The following is a 25,605-nucleotide window of genomic DNA, read 5'->3' as shown; positions in this document are numbered from 1 at the left end:
TAACATTTTAAAATGCTAAAAATTTACGTGGGTTATGAATGAGCATTTTTTCAATGATTTCATTTGTCACGCCGCTTTTTAACAGCGCGGGAATGAAGCTTTCAAATAAATGGTTATAACCATGTCCGCCGTTAGCCTTCAAATGAGAGTTTCTTGTAATATCACAAGATAGCATAATTTGATCCTGATAGCCGCGGTCCAGTAATACAAGGAGGTTATCAACCTTATCAGAATCTTTTCGGTAGCTGTTTTTGCCGATGGTATCAAATTGGATATATGCCCCGCTTTGCAATAGAAGCAATTGTTCCTCCAGATCAGTGTTTAAATCCTGGTGGCCGAAAGAAATCTGTTTTAGATTGACTTCATTTCTTTGGAAAATCTCCAGCTGTCCTTTTCCCATCGTTCCAATTTCACAATGTGTGCTGATTGGTGCCCCTGTCATCTTATGGGCCATAATGGAAGCTTGAAATACTTTTTGTTCAGTTGGAGTGATTTCGTTCAAGCTGCTGCCGATTTCAGAGATGAGACCTGCTTTGATATCCGTGTCATCCATGCCCTCTGTAATTTCGCGGATCATCATATCAGCCAGCTCTTCAGCGGATTTTTCAAAAACAAAGGCAGGATAAACGGATTCTTTATAAAAACCTGTGGAAGCCACAATGACTAAGTCATGCTTTTTGGCAATGTGATAAAGTGCCTTTGCATCTCTGCCCATACCCATATTGGAAACCTCTACGATCGTGTTGCAGCCTGAATCCTTAATCAATTGGATTTCCTGATCCAGAATTGGAGTGTCTTCGAGTTTTGAATCCTTATCTACTTCCTGGCGCACCCCGGAAAGATCAAACACAAGATGTTCATGAATCATGGTCTTCTGGACGAGCTTGGGATCTACTGTTCCTGTAACTGAATGTACTTTCAACGTAAGGACCTCCATAGCGAAAGGTAGGATAATCCTACCTTTCAAGTTTTAGATTAGATGAAGAAAATATAATAAGTTCAGAATAATACCTGTTAAAATAATCGCTACTGGACCTGCTGCAAGTTTCATAACTGGACGGCCGAGACCTTCGTTTGCAGCGAATAATAGAATATAAACGGTTAACGATAAACCAACTGCATCTGGTGCCATTTTCATCGCCGCGAAAGCTCCACCGATAAATAAGGCCAATTCAATCATAGAGTTCATGGATGAACGAATATTATCGGACGCTTCACGCAATGACGGAAAGCGCTGTAAGAAACGGCCGATTCCGCGAAGAGCAATAACCTCTAAGCAAACCCACAGTGCACCGACAATACCAGCTAGAATTGGATTCGGTAATAATAGACCAATAGGAAAAACAAAGGTTAAACCAACAACACCATAAACACCAGTTGCAAGAGCAGTGGTCGCAATCAATGGAATGAAACTGATACCCCTGATAATGTCAGCAATCGCTGCACTGTGAAGAAGATTGCTTCGCTCAGCACCAGTTGCTGCCCAAGCTTGCTGCAGAATTGGACCATCAACCTCAGAACCATTCATTAATCCGAGATTAGTAGCAACGGCAAGTAAAGCACCAATCGCTGCTAAGATTGGCAGACCTTTATAAATCCTTTTCGTACGTGCTTCAAAGATGTTCTCTTCTTCTGTATCGACCGTAATTTCAGCCTTACTTTTCACGTCTTTCATGACGGCAAAGATAATTAATAGAATCATACCCATTAACATCAATACGGCAATTTGCATCGTAAAACCAGAAATTGTACTTCCCAACGAAAAGTTATTGGTTGCTTGTGAAATTAAATCTTGTACGTGTGGATTATTTTCAGCTGCGTCCTTCAGCGCCTTCACTTTACCAGCGAAGTCAGCCTTATCAGGGAATGTAACGCCAGCTATTTCACTTGCTTCTTTCAAATTTGCATTTGCCTTATCCGTCCAAACGCCGCCGACAATTGGAAGCAATTGACGGACAACCAATGCTGCAAGGCCAGAAAACAAGGCCCTTACCCAGCCAAATTGATATAAAATCGCGATAATCGGAAACGCCGTAAATGCAACAAGAACTGGTGTGGATAATTCCCCTAAGGAGCCAAGTAAATCAATTGGCAGTAAGGAAAAAGCTGTCTGAACGCTTGTAAGTCCAAATAACGCGACAACTCCCCACACAGCTCCAAGACCTGCCGCCATCCACCAGCTAGCTGCCATAACCCCTAAAATATCCGTTGGCAGGAAAAGCAGCCATGGGTTTAGCATCTTAAAGGATACGGCAAACGAAATCCCGACAGACACGATAAATCCGATACTTAAACCGAAGGAGATTGAAGCCAATTCGGTACGCTTCATTCGCCCTTCTAAAAACTCGGGAAGGATCGGGCGAATTCCGTCGTGGAATACCGCCTTTCCCAAATGAGCAGCTAACCCAGTCAACGCAGTCAGCAAAACCACAACTGCTATTTCAAAGAACGATAAGTTTTGAAAGATATCCATTTCCCCAGCTCCTATCAAAGGTTATGTTTTTTAAGCAAGCTATTCACAATTACTGGTACAGCTTCTTCTATGCTCTCTACAGCCATACCAAAAGCGATTTTTCCGTCCTGAACCAACTTTTCAATTTCTTGCGGATTTGGCTTTTTTCCGTTTTTGGCAACTGTTGAACATTTGCCATAGCCAAGAATACCGATTGCAACCGAAAGGGCTGCACCGCCGCCGCTGTTGCATGCACCTAAATAATAGTCAGCATCTCCAGCTTTCACTTTTTTGGCTGCATCAAAATCGGAAGTAACAGTTACTACTACATTCTCTCCACCTGCTGTTTTTGCACTTCTTTCAATAACGTCCTTTTTAAGACCTCCAACAACGATTCGTAACATTACGCATTCTCCTTTCCAGTTAACAAACAGAAATATAAAGTGATAAATGCTGCTTCAGCATCAATATTTGTTTCGTCATTTTTCAATAAATTTTTAGCAAATTGATAATATTCCGGGTTTTCTCGGATAAGCGTTTCCAATTCACTCGCTATGTCTGTGACAGGCTCGTTTTTGGAAATTCTCTGTAATGCCACTGAAATGTGGCTCGTAAAAGAACCGGCATTTTCTTCCGTTAGTTTTACATCAAGGAAGTTTTCAACTTCTTCCATTAAATGAGGCAGCCGATTATAAATTTCATCATTGATTTGGTTTGTATCATGCAAAAGATCGATTCTCTCTTTTAAAGTAGCATCCATTATTATTAATGCCTCCCTTTGCTTCTTCAGAATATCAATATATCGAAAACTGTATATTGAGCCATATGATTACGATTAGTTTGTGGATTTAAAGTTTTTTTAACCTGGAATAAGTGAATCTGCCAATATTAGTATGGAAAACAACCACCTCCACTAAGGTACAATTTTTTGTATATTGAGTGAAAAAAATTAGTATTTAGGAATGACATCACCTTTTACGACCTGCTTTTGCGTTTCTACTATTCTTGTTAGAGATAGAAGGTGAAGAATGTATTCCATCTTTCGGTTTTCCGAATGGATGACGCAAACCGCTTCATTCATCTGTTTTTCAAACTGAATCGCAAGTGGTGAGGTCAGCGGCTGAATATTGTATGTCGAATGGTCAATTTCATCCACGTTCCAAATCATCGCATCCACCGTTTGTGCCTTTAAATGCTGAAGTAAATGCATATAGTTGAATTCAAGGTACTCAATGTTGTTTAAACCCTGAACTTCTGCATTTGTCAGGATTTGTTGGTCGGTCGAGAAACTGTCAATTCCAACTTTCATTCCGTCCCTAATGTTTTTCTTGTCCGGGTCGGAAAAAATGACGGCATGTTCAGATACATAGGTCTTTGAGCCAAATTCTAACGCAATTTTTAATGAACGATCTTTTTTCATTTCTTCTATTGCTGAAAATTTGGATACTAGCGCAAAATCATATCTCCCATCCTTAACGCCATTAAGCCTTGGTTTTGATCCCCTCATAAACGCAATATTGAGAGAAATGCCTAATTGTTCAAACTGCGACGTAATTCCTGTCGCGAGTCCCTCATACTTTTTGGAATAGGGAAGCGGCATGACGCCGGTAATTTGATTTGCCCCCGAAAACCTTAATAAGTTAGATATATTTTTGTTTCGCAAGAAAGTCCCAAGATGTCCTCTTGCTTCTAACCGAATACAGCTTTCATCCTCTAATTTTTTTAACACAGCTTGAATAGTGCCACGACCTACTTGATACTTAACGGCAAAATCGCCAACTTTCGGCAAACGCTCATTCACTTCAATGAATAATAGATCTTCGGCGACCTTTTGTAATATGATGCCCTTTTTCGTAAAAAGGTTTTCTAGCTGGTCCATCGATCACCATCCGTTCAATGTACAGTATTTTGTATAATTTAGCAAAAATAAAATCGCTCAATGCGTTTTGAAAGGTGTTGTTGTGTTAAATGTGAATGTACAATTTTCTGTACTTTCGACACTCATAATGTAACATCTATTTAAACCGTTTACAATACTTTTCTAAAAGAAATTTTTTCTAGTTATTGTATCTTTTACTTAATGTATTTTTTAATATACAAAAATCAGTATATTGTATTATTATAGAGTATGAAATAAAAATATGATCGTCGAGGTGAAAAGATGTATCGCATAGTGTTTCTTGATATAGATGGAACGATCCTGGACTCCAAAGAAGAATTAAGTTTGAAGCTGGTGCAAACCGTAAAGCAACTTCAGCAAAAGGGAATCATTGTTGGATTAGCGACAGGCCGATCTTATGATGGTGCTAAAAAATATGGAGAGCAGCTCGGAACTTCCATTTTCGTCACTTATAATGGCGGTTTTTCTCTTATTAATGGAGAAATCATACATGATGAGAAAATACCTGCTGCCCTTGCCTATCAGTTATGCAGCGCAACGGAAGAATTGGGTAATACTTATATCCATTTCTCTTACAGATCATCCTGTTCTAATCGTCCGGCAAAAGGAATCGAGTACTTGCTCCCAGAAGCGGAGCTTTCCGAATTAAACGATACAAATCGTGATGCACATCGGTTAGTACTTTATGTAAACCAGATGCAGCGGGCCATTTTACAGAAAACAGCAAAGGATGCTGCAGCGCCTTTTGATGAAGGAGATCGCTTGGAAGTATTTCCGAAGGGATCAAAATGGACCGGGATTTTACCGGTCATCACCCACCTGGGAATATCCCCTGAAGAAGTCGTAACGATTGGGAACGGCGCAAATGACATTGGGATGTTAGAAGCGGCGGGACTTGGCATTGCTATGGGGAATGCGCCTGATTGCGTAAAAGAAAAAGCCGATTTTGTTACAGAGGATAATGATCAGGATGGGGTAATTTTGGCATTAAATAAGGTCTTTAATCTCCAACTTAAGTCTATATACTAGATTTTTCTTTAAGGCTTTTATCACCGTATATATATAATCTTTCATTCAATATAAAGGACCTCATAGTTATTATACTACTTGGTCCTTTTAATTTTATTACACATTATTGTAAACAAGTACTTCTTTACTTATATGATTAATATCATAACCCCAAAAGGTTCAACTATTACTTTTTCTTCAATCATTTTATCCGATAATAAGTCATATGCTCTCCCATTTATCTTAACATTCTGTTTCCGTGAACTTTAGTTTAACAACAACACAAAGTCTTCTTGGTTTTTTTCGTTTGTAAGAACTGTTTTTGTAGGGTTTTTGAATATCACCTAACCTGACGCTAACTCATTAGATGTCCCCCGGCCGTGCTCATTTATTGAACAATCGCCATTAAATCCAGGTTATCTGTCTTAGACCAATTTAATAGGGCTTGTCTTTCCTGGGCTGTATTAACTGCATTCAGAGTTCGAACATGGAAGCCATTTGACTGGCATCGGCGAACAAGATCCTCGTAAAAATGACCCGTAGTCTCAATCCCAACCACTACTTCCTTAAGTCCGTTCACTTCTTTTTCGGTGTGAATTACCTTTTTAAGGTATTTAAAACCTGTCATGGACGCATCAAACTCAAAGGGCTTCACTAAAATGTCCCCATAAATCGTACAAATCAGTGCTTTTTGTGTAAACTTTGCAGCATCGATCGCAACCAACATTAGATTTTCTGTCCCAGTCTCTCTTACAAACTCTGCCCATCGACTCCTTTTGCTACCTTGAATATGGTTAAATAATGAAGATGCCATCGTTTTCATCTCCTTGGGAATATCGGAAGTTTTGTGATAGGTACTTCCATTTTACAATGAAAACGGTGGCCTTTTTCTATTTATTTGACCTATTTACTTTACTAGGCACCTGTAATAGTCGATAGAAGCTTTTTCCGTTTTCTGGGGACTTGGCTCCAAAAAAGTCAGTTACTGTTGCCGCAATATCTGAAAGGGTTTCACGTTCACCCAAATTTGTTGGCCGGAATTTTTTTCCGTATACAAGCAATAGGGCTTTTTCTCTTGTATGCTGGCTATGTCCAATTGTAGGGTCATTACCATGGTCGGCACTCACGATCAGTAAATCTTCCTCTGTCATTTTTTCTAACAAAACACTCAAATATTGATCGACTAACATGATTTTTTGTGCATAAAGGTCTACATCTTGTGAATGTCCGGCAATATCGGTTTCTTGTACCGTTGCCGCAATCAATCCTTCATTCATCTGATCCATACTTTCGAGCACACTATTCATAACAAGATCCGTTTCCACTGCGGGAATTTTCGTTGCTTCGTCGCAATCAATGACATCTTGCATTTTCCCGATTAACGTGACATCTATGCCTTTTTGAACCAAAATGTTTGCTGCCTGAGTCTCAGGATTGATGCCGTATCCTAAATGACGGCATTGATAACCCTGTTTATAAACACCCGATTTTGGTGAGTTTAAGCCAACTAATCCGTCTTTACGCCTTTCAATGGAGTCTTGAAGCTGCTGAGGAGTAATATTTTCTCCGCCAAGTGCGATCACGCGGTTGACTTTCACATTGGCTCTGACGATTTTCCCAATTTTTAAAACCTCATTAAATGAAATGTAGTCCAGTGGAGCCGTAACATTATAAATCTGTCCGAAGTCGGTTTCGATATTATTGGCTACAATCACTAAGTCATTTACCAGCAAATACGGCAATTCAGGATTAGGTATTTCAGTCCGATATCCTTCGAATTCCAGGGCTTTTCTCAGTTCATCGATCACCGATGAGATACACATTGTATACGGAATTTTAGGGTCTGTTCCCATAATTTCGTTATGGCCTTGGAAACTATCAGCACCAAAGTGTTTCAAGTTTATCTTTCCATAACTGGCAAAACCGCCATTTTTCTCTAAGCGGGGATGATTCACAATGTTTTTCACCCCCAATCTTTCAAACTGTGGGATGACCATTTCTTTTGCTTGATCAAGAATATGGTAGAAAGTATTGGCACCGACATCCCTCGGCCGGATATTCTTGGCATCCTCCATATAGCCAACACCAAGGCTGTCAAGAATTAATACAATCGCCCTTTTCCTCATTTTTAACACATCCTTTCTCTAAAAAGATAAGAACCTTCGTGGATTATCGACCATCATCGTTGTTATTTCCTCTTGTGAGGTCCCCTTTTCTTTTAAAACTGGGATAAAGTGAGTGAATAAATATTCATATCCGAATCCACCATTTACTTTTAAATAAGATTTTTTTGTAATATCACATGAGAGCATTAACTGTTTTACGTACCCTTTATCCAATAAATAAAGCAAATCGGATAATCGTTCTTCCTCAGGACGATAGGTATTTTTTCCAATGGTATCGAATTGGATATAGACTCCGGAATTTAGTAAATGTTCATATTCTTCACGGTTCCCGTTCAAATCTTGATGGCCTATAGATATTTTGGAAAGGTCTGCACCCAATTCCTTAAAAATTTTTAATTGCGCCGAACCCATCGTTCCCATCTCGCAATGGGTGCTTAAAGGTGCTCCTGTTTTTATTTGTGCCCGGCAGGCTGCCCGGAACACTTTTTCCTCTGTTTTCGTCATTTCATGTAAGCTGCTTCCAATTTCTGAAATAATTCCAGCACGAATGTCCGAATTTCCAACCCCATCCGTTATTTCGGAAACAAATAGTTCCACGATCTCATCTTCACTTTTTTCAAACACTTCCGAAGGATAATATTTTTCTATGTAATATCCTGTAGCCGCAACGATCGGTATATGGTGTTTTAATGAAATATCACGTAAGGATTTCACATCTCTACCCATTCCGTGGTTTGTGACCTCGACAATACCACCGCAGCCAGAAGCCTTTAGGCGCTCCAGTTCCCTGTCTAACATTTCTGAATTTGCAAGGATTGGGTCATCATCCTGTCTAATATGAGACAGGTCTAATACCACATGTTCATGGATCATCGTTTCTCCAAACTGTTTCGGAGTTAGATCGCCAGTGACTGTTCTTATTTTATTGCTCATTTAAAATCCTCCTAATTGCGAATTACCTGGATAACCATGGGAGGCGATTACTTGCAATCATCAAGCCTCGAGCCTCGGTTTTATTAGGCTTTAGTGCCAATCAAGTTTTGTTGAAAAACGGATGTGTAATGGAGAAGTAAATAGTTCTTTTCTTCAATAGGTAAAATCATCTCAAATTCTTTTTCAATAAAATTAATTTCTTTTTCGACCAAATCCATAAAACCCGCTTCTTTCACTTCGTCCAAAAACGCTTCGGGAGGCCCTTCTATTTTCTCTCCTTTTTCCAATCGTGTAAGAGCGGAAGGAAGATGAGTGAATAGCATCTCACTTTGTAAAATGTCTGTCTTATTCATAATGGATGCTAAGTTTTCAAATGCCCTAGTAGTAATATCCGCGGCCTTTTCTGAAATGACGCCAGCAGGTAATAACAGTTCCAACCTTTCTTTTAACTCAACTCTATCCATTTACAAACCTCCATCGGATAATATAGCTAATAATTATAGGCCATTGAATCAGATACAATGGCCTAAAAGAAGCTTCGAATAATGAGAAAAAAATTGTTTTAAATCTAGTGACCAAATTTATACATGATGAAGAAATTCATATGCCTAGTAACTCCACCGTACCCTCTCATACTATTTCAGCAGCTGTTTTCTCCATAATGTTCCTAAATTTCGGTAATAGTTCGGCGGGAGTGGAACCAGACTTAAAGATGCTCGCCGTTCCTAAAACGAATACATTAGCTCCCGCTTCCAGGAGTGTTGAAACTGTACTTGGTCCGATGTGTCCATCCACTTCAATGTCAATATGGTGCTGCTGAAATTTGATCATGTCTTTCAGTTCGGTAATTTTTGGAACTGCCTCAGGTACAAATGGCTGGCCCGCAAATCCTGGATTAACCGTCATAATGACAACCTCATCAAGCAACGGCAGCACATGTTGAATGAAAGACAATGGGGTTGCCGGGTTGATTGCCACTCCTGCCTTCGCACCATGATGACGGATTTCTTGTAAAGTTCGGTGCAAATGACGAGTGGCTTCTGCATGTACAACAACTATATCGGCCCCTGCCCTTACGATTTCACTTGTGAAACGCCCAGGATCTTCCACCATCATGTGCACCTCAAAGGGTACCTGCGTAAGCGGCCGAAGAGCTCGAATTATATCGATACTGAAGCCGAAGTTCGGCACGAACTGCCCATCCATAATATCGAAATGAAACAAGTCAGCGCCAGCCTCCGCCAATTCCAGTAATTGTTGGCCAAGTGAACTGACATCGGCACACGCCATTGAAGGAGATAGTTTCACCTTCATATTTTCCTCACTCCCATCACTAGCCTTTGAATATTTGCCAAAAAAGCTTTACCATTGAAAAATGCGTGCTGGTGCTTTTTTTTCATTGCTTTTCACTCGATTTCATGCAGAGCCATTTATGCATCATGATTGATAACGGGAGTAGTATTACGGAATTCTCCAGCTTCCAATCCTGCTAGCTTAGCTAAATATGCAGTCAGCAGCTGCACAGGAACGATTCCCGCAATGGCAGCTATAATTGGATCCTCTGTATCGCGAACGGACAAATGGGATAAATATTTTTCATTTTGTTGAATTGGCACATTTGTTCCAACCGTTACTACTCTGCCTGCCAAATTAAGGAGTTCTTCCACAGAAGCCTTAACCCGTTTATAACGTCGGTCTGTATTAGGAGGAACAAAGTAGATTGTAAAATGCTCACTGTCAACTACCTCCACTGCTCCATGACGGAATTGACCACCGCAACTGGCCTCTGCCGCAAGCTTAGCCCCTTCTTTAAACAACAGAGCTGCCCCCCTAGCCGAGTATTGGTCGATGCCGCGGCCAAGAAAACTTGTATACTTAGGACGTCCCATCTTGTTCGCAAGATTTACGGCCTCACTTTCCCATGCTGGAAGCTGATCTTCGATGATATCTGCAGCTTGGAGGATACGTTCTGACATTTTATTGTCCTTACCCTCTACTAGCCGTGCAGCAAACAGCATGAGCAGGCTTAGTGTACCTGTATAAGTTTTAATCGCCACAGACAAATCTGGAAGCAGATCCAGCAAAACAACATCATGTGCAGATTGGGCAAGAAAACTGACCGGCACTCGGGTTACGGCATAAAGGCGACGCGGCCCTAGTATATCCACTAACTCTCTCATCTCAATGCTTTCCCCTGATTGCGAGATGGCGATCAAAAAAGCATCCTTCGGAATACTCGATAGACGGTCGACTAAGTCTGACGTTGGTAACACAAGGGAGAATACTCCGTTCTGTGATAAGTAGGACTGAGCGATTTCCGCCGCAAAAAGGGATGCCCCCATACCCGTGAAGACAATCAGTGGTTTACCTGTTTCCTCCCATTCATCTCCCCACTTGTCCATAGACACTTGTATTGTGCCGTTGTCTTTAATAAGACCCCGAAGGGCTTGAGGTTGGGTCAATACATCTTCAAGGTATCTAGTACGGTACTGCTGTTCGACATTTATATTAATTTCTTGCTTGTTCATAAAATTTCTTTCTCTCCTTCTTCACTGTAGAACAGTTTTCTTACCGGCTTAATGTTTTGGTATTTGAAAAATTATATCCTGCTTGAATAATCATCTTCTCCCCTTCTTCTAACGGGAGGGGACGGCCTTGACGGTCGACAGGATATCCAACGGAATTCCACAATCCTGCCAATCTCGGTTTACCCTCACTTAAGCCTACTAGGGGCGCCACAAAGGAATTGCTGACAAAAACCTGGGAGCGGAAGGCGTATACGACTGTATCTCCTACCTTTGGCTTCCGGCTATTTGACGGGATCGTTAGTTTTCCGTAGTAATCGATTGCCTCTGCAGGATATTTGCTGGCTGGATACCTTTGTTCCAAGAGCACCTCCGGATTAGAACCGACCAGTGCCTCCTTTAAGTGGGAGCGCGGATAAAATCCGTAGCCGATCGTTAAAGCGCTGTCCTCCACTAAATGACTGACTTCCGTTACATAGCACATGGCTGGGATTTCAGGCTGATCCTTGATAGCGTGAAGTGGAGTATTCCCAATCAGGGCACTGCCCGGTTCCACATGTGTGACACCTTGCGAAGCTGCCTCGGGTATAGTTGCACAGCACGTTACGCCAGGCGCATTCACCTGTATGACATCCACTTCGCACCGACGCAGGATTTCTGCAGCTTGGAGCAGCGTATCGAAATTTTTTGTAGGAGTAACTTTCCCACTGCTTGCTTGGTAAAGAAAATTTGGGTGTGTCGTCACCCCAACCAGACGCACTCCGGGAATCCCGTCAAGAGTTCGAACGGCCTGTTCCAGATCAGCGAGGCGGATGCCACCTTCCTGTGCTGGGTGAAAATCGTCTTGCTCAATTTCGTTTGCACGAACCCGAAGCAACACCTGTTGTTCCCTTCCGAGCCGAACTGCCTCTTGGCCAACACGAATCGCCTTCTCTACTGAAAAGCACGTAAACACTTCCGGCTTATAAGAAAGCACATCTGCAATCGAATGGTCTGGAATCTGCTGCAGATGGCCTACGTGGCCAATCGTAACGCCGTAATAGGCCAAAGCCCGGGCTTCATCCACATCCACACATACGGCTCCTTTAATACCAGCGGCTTCCGCTGCAAGAGCCGCTATTGGATTTCGACCGTGTTGTTTCGTCATTTGGTAAAGAGAAGCACCATACTCATCGGCCACTTCCCTAATAGCAGCTGCATTTTCGTAAATAGCATCCACATCGAGTACATAAGTATTGGCAGGTATCTCACCTTCCCGATGTAACAGCGCTGCCGTACGGATCAGATCAGGATTCCGCTGCACTGTCATATTTAAAAACATCCTATTCTCCCCCTAAGGTTTGACCATAATTAATGTGTTGTTGTCTATAATGAATGAATCATCGTTTGGAATTTATTAATCAATTTTTTTTCAAGAAAAATAGTTTAGTAATTTCACTACTTTAATCCATTCTTCTCTAACAGAGCATCAATGATGTGAGGAACGGCCGTTGGTGCATGACCTGCGTTAATTCCGAAGGCTTTCCAGTCTTTCTCCTTTACTTTATTCTTAATTTGTTCTGGTGTCGGATGCCCTGACGCTGTCGTCACCATTGTACAATTGCTGTACCCCAGAACGCCGATTGCAATGCTAAGTGCTCCACCATGACCACTCCAGCAAGAACCGATGTAATAATCTGCTTCCCCGCTCTTCACCTTGCGTGCTCCAGCCATATCAGAATGGATCTCTATTTCCACAAGTTCACCGCCTGCTTTTTTAGCAGCATCAGCAATAGCCTGTTTGGCGAAACCAGTGCTCATAATACGGATTTTTTTGATTTCAGACATACATTTCACTCCTTTTTAGTTAAATAGAATGATAAAACTTCAAAATGATCTCCTGATTTTGATAATCTATGAATCTTTCATTTAATAACAATTAGGGAATCAGAGATCTCATATACAGATTCCCCTTATTTACAGCTACATCCATCCTAAAAGCATGAAAACGTTCGCAAGGATACCTGTAATAATAGCTGCTGCAGGAGCCGCTGCCATTGGCATTAACTTTTGTCCGCAGAATTCATTTAATACAAACAAACCTGCGACTAAGAAGTAACCTGTTCCTCCAGGAATTAATTGGTTTCCTGCCACCATCGATCCGGCTAAAAGTGCGTAAGTCACAACTTTATCCATAGAAAGCCGAAGACTTTCTGCAGATTCACGCAATGTCTGATATTGATCAAGAAGCTTACCGATTTGGCGAAGTAAAAGAACTTCCAAGCTGGCAACCACGGCACCAGCAATCAATGCCACATATGGGTTTGGAGAAAAATATCCAGCGGCAACTGCAAAACAGAGACCAACAGTTCCGTAAACGCCTGTTGTCAGAGCCGTTGTAGCAATGAGAGGTACGAAACCAAATGCAAGTGCCAACGAGAGAATTCCTGACTCAGTCATTTTTCCTGCCGCAGCAGACATGACATCCGTTGGCTGCCAGGCTATGATTCCTGCCCTGATACCGAAAGCTATGATTGCTCCTTGAATAGCAAGTAATGGGAGACTCTTAAATATTCTTGCTGAACGCTCACCAAAGAATCCTTCTCCTGCTCCGTCCATTTCGGCAGCAGCTGCTGCAACTTCTGCCTGTACAGTTCTATTAATCTTTCTATCTTTTTGAATAGCAAATACAATTAACATACCCATACCAAACAACATCGCTGCACCGTCAGGGCTGAGTGAAATCTTACTTCCCATCAAGGTAAAGGTTCCAAAAGCGCTTAGGAGCTGGCGTGCTGCAACAGCCACCGTCAGTGCAATAAAACCTTTCTTCCATCCGAATTGAAACCCAACCGCAACCACAGGAAAGGCAACAAAAGCGAAGACCAATGGAGTTGCAAGAGCGGCAAGCGCACCGAGGATATCCACTGGAAGCATTTTCGAAGCTGCTTGTATTCCTCCAAGACTACTAGCGATTAAGGCGCCCCAGGCACCGCCACCAATTAGGGCAATCCACCATTTAGGAGATGCGGCTCCGATCGAGTCTACAGGTAAAAGAATAAGACCAACAAGAATAAGTCCAGTAGTCAGTGTAAATGGAGCCCATCCTAATACAAACCCAATACCGATGGCAAGAGAAATACTAGTCAGCTGTGCACGTCCCATACGCCCTTCAATAAATTCCGGTAAAACTGGACGTAAACCATCATGAAAAGTTGCGATCGACTTGTTCATCAGGTACGCACTGAATGCACCAAACACTACACAAAATAAGATTTTTGCTGCCATTGGCTCCAGCCCAAAAATAGGCCATGTGTGTTCCATACTTTTTCCCTCCTTAATTTTGGTCACGTTGATTGTCTGACGGATCAATCATCCACAAGACTAAAAAACGCTTCCATTTGGTATATAACCAATTTACAGTATTCTGTTTACTGAGTCAATATAACTTTTTAAAAAATCAGAATTTTTATTTACAATTTTCAGGATATTGGTTAATGTGTTATGATAGAATCGGAAAATATTAACAAGCAAACAAGCAATACTTAGAATAACTTGACCAGGTAATTTCCATCGTCTACATTATTAGGTTTCTTTTGGTTTGCAAATATTCCTGTGATAGGATTCTTACCCTATAATTAAGAAAAACGTAAATGTTGTATACTTTTCATAGAGGAGGGACTTATTTGACCAAATTGCCAAAATATCTTTTTAGTAAGCAAGGTGCAATCGCCGCGGAGTTAGCAAAAGAATTCTTAAAGTTTCAGGAAGGAGACAGGATCCCCCGGATTACCGATTACTCCATTCAGTTCGGTGTAGGAAATGGCACAATTCAAGCTGCATTCCAAATCCTGTCGGATATGGGAGCATTACGATTGGCTGCCAAAGGACATAAGGGTACTCATATTGCAGAAATCAATTACCCAATACTTTGGCAGGCTACCGGACGAGAAGTAGTATTCGGAGCAATGGCACTGCCTTACACTAACCGTTTTTCTGGCCTTGCTACAGGCCTTAAGCATGTTTTTAATGAACAAAACATCCCCTTTGCCCTGGCGTTCATGCGTGGGGTCCTGTCAAGGTCACAATCCTTGAAAGACAACCGGACTGACTTTATGGTCTGTTCCAGATTTTCAGGAGAGAAACTATGCTCAGAAGATCCGGATCTGGAGATTTGGTGTGGTTTCGGAAGCGGAAGCCATGTATCCAACCATGTCGTGTTAGTCCCTGAAAATACGGAAAATACTTTTACTGATGGAATTAAAGTATGTGTAGACAAAGATTCCATTGATCAGCTCTCACTTACCCAAGCTGAGTTTAGCGATTTGTCTGTTGAATTCATAGAAGTCAGCTATATGCAAATACCCCTCATGCTGCAGCGCGGGGAAGCTGATGCTGCAGTATGGAATGTAGATGAGATTATGGAAAAAAATCTTCCGCTTAAGATGATTCCTTTACGTAATCCTCGGGCATTAGGCATCCTATCAAAATGTACAGAGTCTGTTATTGTTACCCAAAAGGAATCAAATTTTGGAAACTTCCTGGATCATATAATAGATACAGAGAAAGTCCTAGAAGTGCAAAAACAAGTTATTAAAGGGTTGAAGGCTCCTAAGTTTTAGGAGAGAAAGAATCGTTGAATTCAATAATCATTTTTCCCAATGGGGATTATATCAGATTCCCTCGATACAATCCCCAAGTCATCTGTGTATAATAACTTTTTAACGTTTTCAACGATTTCTTTTAGAAGTTTAATGGATTGTCGGGTAAATTTATCGAAACATATTGGTATCACCGATTTGGTCTTAATGATCTTTGACTACTTGAAGAGCTGTTTGTGCACATTCAATGTCCTGTTCTGATGTACCACCAGAAACACCAATACCACCAACCAATTCGCCTTCTATAAAAATGGGTAAACCTCCTCCTAAAAAGGTCATTCTGTCAGCTTGTACTAGTCCATGTAATACAGCCGGATTATCTTTAATCATTGGATACCAATCAGCTGTAGGCAGTCCAAACCCAAGTGCTGCATAAGCTTTAGTTTGGGCGATTTGAGCTGGAAGAATGTTAGCTCCATTCATTTTAATAAATCCTGATAAATTCCCGCCGTCATCAACAATTGCAATGCATATTTTTATATCCAGCTCTTTAGCCTTACTTATAGCAGCATCAACCATTTTCATAACCAGCTCTTGCGGCAAAATATATTTTTTTGGTATATACAATACATACGACATTACACTCACCCCCTTCTGTTGATGATGCTTTAAAAATTTAAAAGAAAAGATAAATTATAGATGTATTTACAATTAAAATGTTCCTTTAATATCTTCCTTTTAGTCGGAGGTTGAATTTATACTTATTTGTCCGTAATTGCAGGAGCTTGAAAACGGACAAGCCTAATAGATGGACACATTTCTATGTGTATTAAAGATCTTAGAAAGCCATAAATAACATGCATCATGTTTTTCAAAGCATCCGGCCATCCTTCATTATGTCCGCCCGGATGATAAATCGCAGATCTTGCTTCTACAATAAACAGAGAAGGATCTTCTAACAAAATTTCATTCGCCCAATCCCTGCGGCGCTCCACCATTCTACATTCAAAAACTCTTATTAAAAAATAGACAAATAAAAAAGGAACTTGGAAGCAGCTTCTACGTTCCTTTTTTATTCATATTAAAAATCACATCTATTAAACAGTTGTTAAAGCAGGCTTGCCTAACACTTCATCAATCGTCACTGTTCTTCCAGTTTTCACAGAAAGAAGAGCACCCAAAACCATGGCAATACTATTCATATTGTCTGCTCCAGATGTTTCCGGCTGGCGATCCTCCTTGATTGCGGAAGCAAACTCATATAAGCTGCCTAATCTTTCTTCGGATGGAAGATTCACGAGATCATAGTGAAGCTCGCCGTTTACTTCAACTGCGCCCTTCATAAATACAGTTTTGTACAGATCGTTCGTACGGACAACAACTTTATTGTTTGACCAGTAAACTTCTCCACCATCACCTTGAATATTCCAATCCCCATCCCAAGTCGTGGTAGAACCTGTAGAAACCCAGTTACCGTTATAAATAATTTTTGATCCGTTGGACATATCAAATCTAACCTGTGTTACAGCATTTCCTTTGAACCAGCTCCATTTTGGATTCCAGCTTGTCGCAGTAACACTTACTGGCTCTACTCCCAAAATACTTCTAATTTGATCGAAGTGATGGATGGCCATATCAGTTAAAAGTGGTTCATCCATTTCGCTTCTGTATCCTTCGAACACAGGAGCTTTATGGAAATTGATAAATACGTTTCCTACTTCTCCAACAACACCTGATTTTAGAACTTCCTTTACAGTACGAGGAGCTCTTTTAAAACGATAGTTTTGGCTGATCATTAATTTCTTCCCTGTGCGTTCTGCCGTTTCCACCATACTCTTTGCAGCTTCAACGGTATCTGCCAAAGGTTTTTCAACAATACAATTTAAGCCTTTTTCAAGTGCTTCATTGACGACAGGGGCATGATATTCAGGCGGAGTCGTAACAAGAACAGCATCTGCATCAAGTTTTTCAATTGCTTCTGATAGACTAGTAAAAGTTGTATTTGGATCAACTCCATACTCCGCACATGCCTTCTCCAATAATGCACTATTTAGATCAACGATCCCTGCTAATTCCCATTCAGAAGATTCTTGAATGACCTTTATCCAGCTATATCCCCAAGCACCAATACCAACTTGTACAATTTTTAATGTTTTTTGTTTAGTCATGATTAAACTACCTCCTAGTAATTAAATAGTTAAAGTGTTCTGTAATAGAGATTTCTCGATATTTTTAATATGAGTAATACATTGTTCTGCATATTGATCAAGCCATTCTTCTCCAACACCTTTTTCAAGTACACCAAATGGATTTGCTGCTGCTGGTAGAATTTCATACGATACATATCCTTGATAATTAATATCTTTTAATGCCTGCATGACTGGAACGAAGTCAAAATGACCAACACCTGGAGCTGCTCGATTACTATCAGCTAAGTGGATATTTAATAGATTGCTTCCAGCATTCCTAAGTGCATCGGCCACTGAGGTCTCTTCAATATTCATGTGGAAAACATCCCCCATGACTCCTACATTCTTACGATCTACCTGTTTCATAAGCTCTAGGCATTGATCGACACGATTTAACCAGTAATGTTCATAACGGTTCCAAGCTTCAAAGACCAGCTTAATTCCATGTGTTTCAGCAAGTTCTGCTGCTTGCTGAATCCCTTCCACTGCCCATTTCAATTCATCTTCAGGACTAGCTAATGGTTCCGTTTTCATGCAGGCTGTTGGAGCAATCCCCAAGGTTAAAGCCCCGACTTCAGCTGCCATATCTATGACACTTTTTACGTATTCTTGTGCATTTTTACGAACTTTTGGATCTGGGTGTGCCAAATCTCTCTCATTTGAATAAAGAGCGCAAATTGAAGAAACTACCAAACCATTATTTTTAAGTATTTGTCTTACCTCATCATTTTTATATGCACTTGGTTCCCCATACAAATCAATTGCATCATACCCAAATCGAGCCAAGCGATCGACACTTTTTGATAATTCTTCCTTAAACCAAACGAGATTACAAAAACTGTACTTAAACATATTATTCCTCCCAAAATTGTAATAATCATTTTCAAGATTTTTTTTATAATAATTATTAAAACATTCATCACCATGTTTAATTTGTCCTAAATTTTTAAATGCTAGAAACCACCCCCTTTTCTAAATAGCTAAGTTGCCTATTATCTAAATTCACCTCTACGGCTTTTAAGCTTTCTTCCAGCTGTTCCAGTGACCGGCATCCAATAATTGGAAAAGTATTAAAAGATTGTGATAGTAAATATCCAAGTACAACTTGTGTTACAGAATACGAGAGTTCTTCACTAACCTTGTGTACTCTCTCATATCGCTCCCAGTTTTCTTGAGAACGGTAAATGCTATTAATTTTTTCATCATGTAATGAATAAACTTTATTTTCCCACTTTGTAAACATTCCTTGAGCTTGTGAAGAATAAGGAATAGCCGACATCTGTGTCTTTTCATGGAATTGCTTCATATCTTCATCCATAGTTACTAATGTATGATCTTCTAATTTTGTTCGATCAACTTCCGCGAGACTCCACATCATTTGATTCCCACAAAACCCCTGAATACCATGGTCTATAGCATACTGTGTTGCTTGACGAATCCTTTCTGTTGTCCAATTTGAACAGCCAAAATATCGAATTTTCCCCGCCTTAACCTGATCATTTAGTAATCCTAATATCTCTTCGATAGGATAAGTTGGGTCATCTCGATGGAGCCAGTACAAGTCAATCGTATCAACTTGTAAATGGCGAAGACTTTCATTCAAATCTTGTAAAATCTCTTGCGGTCTTACTCGGGATACATCCATAGACTCAAATTTCGGATGTGCACCTTTTGTTGCTACTACTACTTGATTTCTAATTCTTCTTTGCTTCATCCATTTGCCAATCGTTTTTTCACTGATACTTGATTCAACCGGGAGCCAATTGGCATAACAATGGGCAGTATCAATAAAATTCCCACCTCTATCGAAATACGAATCTAATAAACGAAAGGAGTCCACTTCATCAATCTTACTGCCAAAATATAAACTTCCAAGTGAAAGTACAGAACAATTTAATTCTGTTCCAGTAATAGTCTTCCTTTTCACTAAAACACCTCCCTGGTACAAGCGAATTATAAGAAAATGAACGATAATTTAGACTTTAAATTACCCTGACTTTAATCTGATAATTTTCATGTTCTTGATGGTATTTTTTTTAAAAGCTTTGCCCATTCACTAATTCGATTTTGACTTAATGTTACTAAAATTAGAATTAATCCAATTGTTCCCGTTTGAATTACCGAATTGATGTTAACTAGATTATAAATGTAGGAAATCATGGTAATAACAATGGTTGCTAAAAAGGTGCCTATTACAGTACCTCGCCCTCCGAATATACTTGTTCCTCCAAGAACCGCTATAGTTATCGCCTGCAGATTAAGGATGTCCCCGCCATCAGGTCGAGCCGTTAACAGCCTAGAACTTCCAATGATTCCAGCCATTCCACTTAATAATCCTGTTATCATATAAGCTGCCAAACGAATTCTGTCCGTATTAATTCCGGAAAGTCTTGCAGACGAGTCATTTGTTCCTGTTAAATATAATTGATAGCCATAGACCGATCTGCTTATCAAATACCAAAAAATCAAAAGAGCTGGCAAATATACAGCTATTAATTGAAATGGTACACCCCATAAAATTCCCTGGCCAAAAATCGCATATTCCTTAGGAAGATTAGAGATATTTACACCATTACTAAAAATTAAGCCAATTCCGTTATACGCATACATTGTAGCTAATGTTGTAATGATAGCAGGGATCCCAACTTTTGTTACTATATATCCGTTTATCCCTCCTAGTAATAAACCAGCGATTAGCCCTACTAAAACTGACAACCACATATTTACTCCATGTACCATTAGCTGGGCTACAATAATTTGTGTCAGTGCATATATGGCTCCTACGGATAAATCAATTCCTCCATTACCACCTAATATGATTAAAGCCGACCCTAATGCAATAAGCCCAACTTCTACCCCGAACATACTCATGGAGGCAATATTTTCTAAGGATGTAGCTCCAGGAAATACAATATTAGAAACAACTACTATTAAAATGATTAGTCCTATCAATGAACTATATTGATTTAAGTTTTTAAAAAAGGGTCGAAATCGCATTTCTAATTTGCTCCTCCTTTTTTCGTAGACAGACTCGCCAACACCGCAACTATAATCATCGTGCCAATCGCTACCCCTGTCCAGAACGGTTGAATATGAAAAAGGATTATCGCATCTTTTACCAATTCTACTAATATTGCACCTAGTAATCCTCCAATAATACTTCCGCGTCCTCCAGTTATAGCTGTTCCACCAATTACAACAGCCGCAATGGTTGAAAGTTCAAAACCCTGGCCAGTTGAAGGCTGTACTGTGGGTGATTGCCCTAATGAAAAGAAGGCTGCAATCGAAACTAATAAACCAGAAAGGAAATATACTAAGAGCAAAATTCTTTTTGTTGGCAAGCCAAAAAATATTGTTGCTTCTTCATTATTACCAAGGGCATAGATATAACGCCCCCATTTTCTATTACGCATTAAATACCCAAAGATTAGGACCAAAATGACTACCAACCAAAAACATAAAGGAATCCCTAATATTTTTGTCATAATGAACCATTTCGAAAATTCATCAGGGATATTTGTACCCCATTGCCCTCCCAATAAGGTGAATACTCCCGCCCTCCATATACTAAGAGTACCTAACGTAACAATTACAGCGGGAAGTTTTATGAAAGCAACTAAATATCCATTAAGTAAACCCGCTATACAACCAGTAGCTAAAGCCAAAATGATAATTAAAAATAAAGGTAAATTGTATTGACCACACACTGCAACGACAGTACAAACTAAACCTAGTACTGATCCTGCTGAAATATCGATTCCACCGGTCAAAATAACAAGGGTTGCTCCAATAGCTGCGATACCAACTATTGATATACTTACTAGTAGACTGTTAATGTTACTTTGGCTCCAAAATCCTTGAGGATCCGCAATTGTCATACTGATAACAATCGCGACAATAAGGAGCGAAAGTATCACCTCATACTTCAAAAATATATTTCCTTTTACTGCATTTACTTTCGTACTCTGAACCTGACTGGAATTCGGACTTAAAATTGATTCAGGCAATCTATTTCCCCCCTATTCCAACTGCATTTCGTAATAATTTCTCTGCTAAATTTTCTTGAGCTTCATCATATTCGGCGACAATTTGTCCTCGATTCATGACCAGTATTCGGGAGCTCACAGACAATAATTCTGGCAAATCAGATGTTATAACAAGTACAGCCAATCCTTCTTTTTTAGCAAGAGAATGAATAAGTTCATGAATTTGTCGTTTGGTTATTATATCGATTCCTTGAGTCGGCTCATCTAAGATCAGCAATTTTAGATCTTCAGCCATCCAACGCCCAAAGATTACTTTTTGCTGATTCCCACCAGATAGACTTGATATAGGATTGGAAGGATCTCCATATTTTATATTTAAGATTTTTTGATACTTTGTAATAAGATCACTTGATTTTTTTCTGCTTAATGATGATAACGGACCTTTTAGTTTTTTAAAAATAACACTAATTAAGTTATTTTCTATTGATTGAAATGAAAAAACACCTTGTGATTTCCGATCTTCAGGCAGATATCCAATCCCTTGTCTTATTGCGTCCCATGGTTTTTGGATATTAGCTTTCTTACCATCAACATAAATCTCTCCGGAATCGGCTGGATTCGATCCAAATAAACTTAATGCAACTTCACTTCGTCCAGCTCCAACCTGGCCATATATTCCTAGAACTTCACCAGGCCATATCTTTAAAGAAATATTTTCGTAAGTACCCTCTTTGCACATGTTATTTATTTCAACAACGGGAGTATTTTTTACATCAGGTTGATAAAGCTTCACGTCATGCTGATATTCCCGTTCTTCTTTTCCTGACATCATTGATATGAGAGTATCTACATTAAGTTCTTCTTTCTTTTGATAACCAACTACTTTACCATCAGTAAGAATAGTTGCTTCATCGGCAATTCTCATAAGCTCTTCAAGACGATGTGATATATAAACAACTGCTTTATTTGATCTTTTTAAATAACTAATAATATTAAAAAGATTTTCTATTTCTCCTGCAGATAGAATTGCAGTAGGTTCATCAAAGATAATAAGTCTTGCATCTTCAACAAGTGCTTTAAGGATCATTGCAAGTTGTCTATGACCTAAACGTAAACTACTCATCGGTTTACGTAATAACTTCGTATCAAATCCCAATTCCTCACAAAAAGGGGTGATTTTATTTTCCATTTGTCGGAAATCTAAATTCCCGAATCGATTGAGAATTGGCCCATTCAAAAAAATATTTTCTAGTACACTTAAATGTGGATAAATTAATGGATCTTGAAAAACAGCTGAAAAACCAAGATTCTTTGCAATCGATGGATTACCAATAACTTCCTGTTTTCCTTCAACAATAATTTGTCCTGTATCTGGCTGATGCACTCCCATAATAGTTTTAATCAGCGTTGATTTGCCTGCACCATTCTCACCAACGATTGCATGAAGTTTTCCTGCTTCAAGTGTTAAGTTGACACTTTTTAGCGCATGAGTACCCCCGAATGATTTTGATATATTCACCAATTTCAACAATTCTGTCATTGAATAGGCTCCTTTTTTACTTTAATAAAGATCAGAGTTTGCTCTACTAAACTTTCCTACTAAATTCAATAATGTTTTATAGAGCAAACTCGAATTTTACCAACCAATTAATAATGCTTAGAAATTATATTTTTTAATATTTGATGCATCAAATATAAGCGGCGGACCTAAAAGTAATGTTTTTGTATTACTATCGTAGTGTACTTTGCCTACACCTGGTACTTCGTTCTCTTCCGCGAGTTGCTTACCCTCTAACTCTTGAAGAACTCCCCAGACAGTAAGGTAACCTAGCTTTACAGGATCCCATAAAATAGCTTCCTTAACTACACCAGAAAGAATATATGGTTTAACTACGTTAGGAAGTGCGATACCTGTAACTGCAATTTTCCCTGTTTTTCCCGCTTGTTTAACTGCTTCAGCTATACCAGGGGTATTAGCTGCAGAAACACCGATAAATCCTTTTAGACCCGGATTTGCTGCAATCACTTGAGCCGCCATTTGTGTTGAAGCATTAGTATCTTCTCCAGCATAACGAACATCAATAATTTTGATTTTTGGATGATTTGCACTTAAGCGTTCTTTAATAAAAGAAATCCATGCATTTAAATTGGTAGCAGTTGAACCCCCAGATAGTAGAGCAATATCTCCCGCTCCACCAATTTGCTCAGCAATGCTATCCGCCATAGCATACCCAAGATCTTTATCTGATGCTTGTTGAACAAACAATGAATTATCCGAACTGTCTACATTTGAATCAGTAGTATAAAACATAATGCCTTTTTGTTTAGCTTTTGAAACCAGTTGATTTAAAGCTGTAGGGCTATTAGCGGCAACCCCTATTGCATCTACACCCTGGTCTATTAATCCACTAATAATTTTAGATTGTTCCGAAACATCCGCAGTTGTAGATCCTTGGTATATAACGTTAACTCCAAATTCTTTTGCTGCTTTTTGAGCACCTTCATTCATTGAGGTGAAATACGGAAACCCTACGAGTTTAGGAATAAAAGCGATTGTATATTTTCCGTCTTCCTTCTTAGATGAAGCTTTTTCGCCGGAAACACTTTCATTTTTCCCAGGAACTTTTACCCCACATCCTGCAAGTGCCACACTAACTAAAATAATGGCAATAAGACTAAATAACTTTACCTTCTTGTGCCTCATTTTTTGACCCTCCAAATAATAATTTTTTCTATTGCTTCTTAAAATAATTTAGATTACTAAATTAATAAGCCTATTCTTTATTAATCACCTCCCTATGTAACGGATTACATTTATTGACAAAAAAATATTCGCCATTAATATGTAACCCTTTACATTTCGATTTGTAAATTTAGAATATTTCAAAAATATTCTTTACATGTTTTCCGAATAATAAGATGGTCTTCTAAAATAAATTGGTCTTTGTTGAGCTGCTCTTTATTCATTAACTTAATCAATAATTCCATGGCTCTTAAGCCAATCTGGAAGGCAGGCTGAGCTATGGTTGTTAATGGTGGCTCAAAGATTGACGATATTTTTATATCATCAAAACCAATTACAGAAAAATCATCTGGTACCTTCAACCCTTTTGAGTTTATTGCTTTTATTGCTCCGATTGCCATTTCATCATTTGCAGCAAAGATGGCTGTTGGGGATTTTTGAAGAGCTAGTAATTTCTTCATCAAGTTAAAACCACTTTCATAAGTAAAATCACCCTCTTGCACCCAATTATGATCCATTGGCAGATTATATTGAGCCATTGCTTGGTTATATCCCCTTAACCGGTCTCTTCCTAAAACGATACTAAGAGGTCCAGTTATACAACCAATCCTTTTATGACCTAAATTAATCAAATATTCTGTCGCTTTTCGGGCTCCACTAATATTATCGATAGAAACAGTAGGAATGTTTGATCCTTCAATATATTCACATGCGAGTACAACTGGAAAGTGATCAGCCGCTTCCTCTACTACAAATGAATTCATTCTGGCTGTTAATAACACCATTCCATCTGCCTTCTTTTGCTTGAGATTATTTAAATAGCCATTCTCTCTGTCGATATTATTTTCCGTATCCCCAAGCAGTACCTGATATCCTTTAGAAACAGCTACCGATTCTATTCCTCTTAATACATTTGAAAAAAATGGATTTGTTATGTCAGGTACAACTACCATTACGGTTTTTGTTTCAAGCCTTCTCAACTGGCGAGCAAGTATATTGGGCTGGTATTTCAAATCTTCAATCGCTTTTAACACTTTTTTAGTAGTTGCTTCTTTTACTGTTTCGGGTTTACTTATTACTCTTGAAACTGTAGCGGTAGATACATTTGCCTTTTTTGCGACATCCACAATTCCTACCATGTATGTGTTTCCTTTCTAATTACT

26 protein-coding genes are annotated in these 25,605 nt (G+C 39.4%); 2 read left to right on the top strand and 24 right to left on the bottom strand.

The genetic code is table 11. From position 1 onward, the window contains the following. Nucleotides 1–7: 7 nt before the first annotated feature. The 5 genes from ABES02_RS07345 to yhfZ (ABES02_RS07325) form a co-directional block, all read right to left on the bottom strand. The gene (locus ABES02_RS07345) at nt 8–922 is read right to left on the bottom strand and encodes a phosphotriesterase family protein (protein WP_430132646.1); all 915 of its coding nucleotides are present in this window, start codon (nt 920–922) and stop codon (nt 8–10) included. A 48-nt stretch (nt 923–970) separates the two neighbouring features. Beyond that, nucleotides 971–2,473, bottom strand: a complete 1,503-nt coding sequence (locus tag ABES02_RS07340) for a YhfT family protein (protein ID WP_430132644.1) — start codon at nt 2,471–2,473, stop codon at nt 971–973. A 14-nt stretch (nt 2,474–2,487) separates the two neighbouring features. Beyond that, nucleotides 2,488–2,856: a DUF2620 domain-containing protein gene (locus tag ABES02_RS07335; RefSeq protein ID WP_430132642.1), complete on the bottom strand. Its 369-nt coding sequence runs from the start codon at nt 2,854–2,856 to the stop codon at nt 2,488–2,490. Then, nucleotides 2,856–3,212 carry a PRD domain-containing protein gene (locus ABES02_RS07330; protein WP_430132640.1) on the bottom strand — a complete coding sequence of 119 codons (357 nt, stop codon included), beginning with the start codon at nt 3,210–3,212 and terminating at the stop codon, nt 2,856–2,858. The genes ABES02_RS07335 and ABES02_RS07330 overlap by 1 nt, the downstream gene beginning before the upstream one ends. A gap of 189 nt (nt 3,213–3,401) precedes the next feature. Next, a complete protein-coding gene (gene yhfZ, locus ABES02_RS07325; protein WP_430132638.1) occupies nt 3,402–4,331 on the bottom strand; it encodes a GntR family transcriptional regulator YhfZ in 930 nt (309 codons plus the stop codon). A 282-nt stretch (nt 4,332–4,613) separates the two neighbouring features. Between yhfZ (ABES02_RS07325) and ABES02_RS07320 the strand changes: the two genes are divergently transcribed. Next, nucleotides 4,614–5,381, top strand: a complete 768-nt coding sequence (locus ABES02_RS07320; RefSeq protein WP_430132636.1) for an HAD family hydrolase — start codon at nt 4,614–4,616, stop codon at nt 5,379–5,381. A gap of 367 nt (nt 5,382–5,748) precedes the next feature. Here ABES02_RS07320 and ABES02_RS07315 read toward each other — a convergent pair whose 3' ends face one another. From ABES02_RS07315 to ABES02_RS07275, 9 genes are all read right to left on the bottom strand, one after another. After that, the gene (locus ABES02_RS07315) at nt 5,749–6,174 is read right to left on the bottom strand and encodes an IS110 family transposase (RefSeq protein ID WP_430132634.1); all 426 of its coding nucleotides are present in this window, start codon (nt 6,172–6,174) and stop codon (nt 5,749–5,751) included. 76 nt (nt 6,175–6,250) lie between these two features. Continuing rightward, nucleotides 6,251–7,486, bottom strand: a complete 1,236-nt coding sequence (locus ABES02_RS07310) for a phosphopentomutase (RefSeq protein WP_430132632.1) — start codon at nt 7,484–7,486, stop codon at nt 6,251–6,253. Nucleotides 7,487–7,504: 18 nt separating this feature from the next. Next, on the bottom strand, nt 7,505–8,419 hold the full coding sequence (locus ABES02_RS07305) for a phosphotriesterase family protein (protein ID WP_430132630.1): 915 nt from the start codon (nt 8,417–8,419) through the stop codon (nt 7,505–7,507). Nucleotides 8,420–8,502: 83 nt separating this feature from the next. Continuing rightward, entirely contained in the window at nt 8,503–8,883 is a 381-nt protein-coding gene (locus ABES02_RS07300; RefSeq protein WP_430132628.1) for a PRD domain-containing protein, read from the bottom strand. A gap of 166 nt (nt 8,884–9,049) precedes the next feature. Beyond that, nucleotides 9,050–9,733, bottom strand: coding sequence for a ribulose-phosphate 3-epimerase (rpe, locus tag ABES02_RS07295; RefSeq protein WP_430132626.1), 684 nt, complete (start codon nt 9,731–9,733; stop codon nt 9,050–9,052). Nucleotides 9,734–9,849: 116 nt separating this feature from the next. Continuing rightward, a complete protein-coding gene (locus ABES02_RS07290; RefSeq protein ID WP_430132624.1) occupies nt 9,850–10,947 on the bottom strand; it encodes an SIS domain-containing protein in 1,098 nt (365 codons plus the stop codon). Between the two features lie 40 nt (nt 10,948–10,987). Further along, nucleotides 10,988–12,265, bottom strand: a complete 1,278-nt coding sequence (locus ABES02_RS07285; protein WP_430132622.1) for an alanine racemase — start codon at nt 12,263–12,265, stop codon at nt 10,988–10,990. 116 nt (nt 12,266–12,381) lie between these two features. Further along, nucleotides 12,382–12,771, bottom strand: a complete 390-nt coding sequence (locus ABES02_RS07280; protein WP_430132620.1) for a DUF2620 family protein — start codon at nt 12,769–12,771, stop codon at nt 12,382–12,384. A gap of 135 nt (nt 12,772–12,906) precedes the next feature. Next, entirely contained in the window at nt 12,907–14,247 is a 1,341-nt protein-coding gene (locus ABES02_RS07275) for a YhfT family protein (RefSeq protein ID WP_430132618.1), read from the bottom strand. Nucleotides 14,248–14,609: 362 nt separating this feature from the next. Between ABES02_RS07275 and yhfZ (ABES02_RS07270) the strand changes: the two genes are divergently transcribed. After that, nucleotides 14,610–15,545: a GntR family transcriptional regulator YhfZ gene (gene yhfZ / locus ABES02_RS07270; RefSeq protein ID WP_430132616.1), complete on the top strand. Its 936-nt coding sequence runs from the start codon at nt 14,610–14,612 to the stop codon at nt 15,543–15,545. A gap of 183 nt (nt 15,546–15,728) precedes the next feature. Here the strand turns inward: yhfZ (ABES02_RS07270) and ABES02_RS07265 are convergent, their stop codons facing one another. From ABES02_RS07265 to ABES02_RS07220, 10 genes are all read right to left on the bottom strand, one after another. Further along, complete coding sequence (locus ABES02_RS07265) at nt 15,729–16,163, bottom strand: GlcG/HbpS family heme-binding protein (protein ID WP_430132614.1); 435 nt, start codon at nt 16,161–16,163, stop codon at nt 15,729–15,731. Nucleotides 16,164–16,285: 122 nt separating this feature from the next. Continuing rightward, nucleotides 16,286–16,522: a hypothetical protein gene (locus ABES02_RS07260; RefSeq protein ID WP_430132612.1), complete on the bottom strand. Its 237-nt coding sequence runs from the start codon at nt 16,520–16,522 to the stop codon at nt 16,286–16,288. Nucleotides 16,523–16,621: 99 nt separating this feature from the next. Next, nucleotides 16,622–17,692, bottom strand: coding sequence for a Gfo/Idh/MocA family protein (locus tag ABES02_RS07255; RefSeq protein WP_430132610.1), 1,071 nt, complete (start codon nt 17,690–17,692; stop codon nt 16,622–16,624). 21 nt (nt 17,693–17,713) lie between these two features. Beyond that, on the bottom strand, nt 17,714–18,565 hold the full coding sequence (locus tag ABES02_RS07250) for a TIM barrel protein (protein WP_430132608.1): 852 nt from the start codon (nt 18,563–18,565) through the stop codon (nt 17,714–17,716). A gap of 94 nt (nt 18,566–18,659) precedes the next feature. Next, nucleotides 18,660–19,640: an aldo/keto reductase gene (locus ABES02_RS07245; protein ID WP_430132606.1), complete on the bottom strand. Its 981-nt coding sequence runs from the start codon at nt 19,638–19,640 to the stop codon at nt 18,660–18,662. A gap of 86 nt (nt 19,641–19,726) precedes the next feature. Further along, nucleotides 19,727–20,710 (bottom strand): ABC transporter permease, encoded by a 984-nt coding sequence (locus ABES02_RS07240; protein ID WP_430132604.1) that lies wholly within the window; start codon nt 20,708–20,710, stop codon nt 19,727–19,729. 2 nt (nt 20,711–20,712) lie between these two features. Beyond that, nucleotides 20,713–21,720 carry an ABC transporter permease gene (locus tag ABES02_RS07235; protein ID WP_430132602.1) on the bottom strand — a complete coding sequence of 336 codons (1,008 nt, stop codon included), beginning with the start codon at nt 21,718–21,720 and terminating at the stop codon, nt 20,713–20,715. Between the two features lies 1 nt (nt 21,721). Then, the gene (locus ABES02_RS07230; RefSeq protein ID WP_430132600.1) at nt 21,722–23,239 is read right to left on the bottom strand and encodes a sugar ABC transporter ATP-binding protein; all 1,518 of its coding nucleotides are present in this window, start codon (nt 23,237–23,239) and stop codon (nt 21,722–21,724) included. 117 nt (nt 23,240–23,356) lie between these two features. Next, the gene (locus ABES02_RS07225) at nt 23,357–24,403 is read right to left on the bottom strand and encodes an autoinducer 2 ABC transporter substrate-binding protein (RefSeq protein WP_430132598.1); all 1,047 of its coding nucleotides are present in this window, start codon (nt 24,401–24,403) and stop codon (nt 23,357–23,359) included. A 179-nt stretch (nt 24,404–24,582) separates the two neighbouring features. Continuing rightward, entirely contained in the window at nt 24,583–25,581 is a 999-nt protein-coding gene (locus ABES02_RS07220; protein ID WP_430132596.1) for a LacI family DNA-binding transcriptional regulator, read from the bottom strand. Between the last annotated feature and the right edge of the window lie 24 nt (nt 25,582–25,605).

The organism is Neobacillus pocheonensis (genome assembly GCF_050477905.1).
Classification (GTDB): domain Bacteria; phylum Bacillota; class Bacilli; order Bacillales; family Cytobacillaceae; genus Neobacillus; species Neobacillus pocheonensis_A.
The sequence above is the reverse complement of the archived record's forward strand: the minus strand, read 5'-3'. Positions and strand labels throughout refer to the sequence as shown.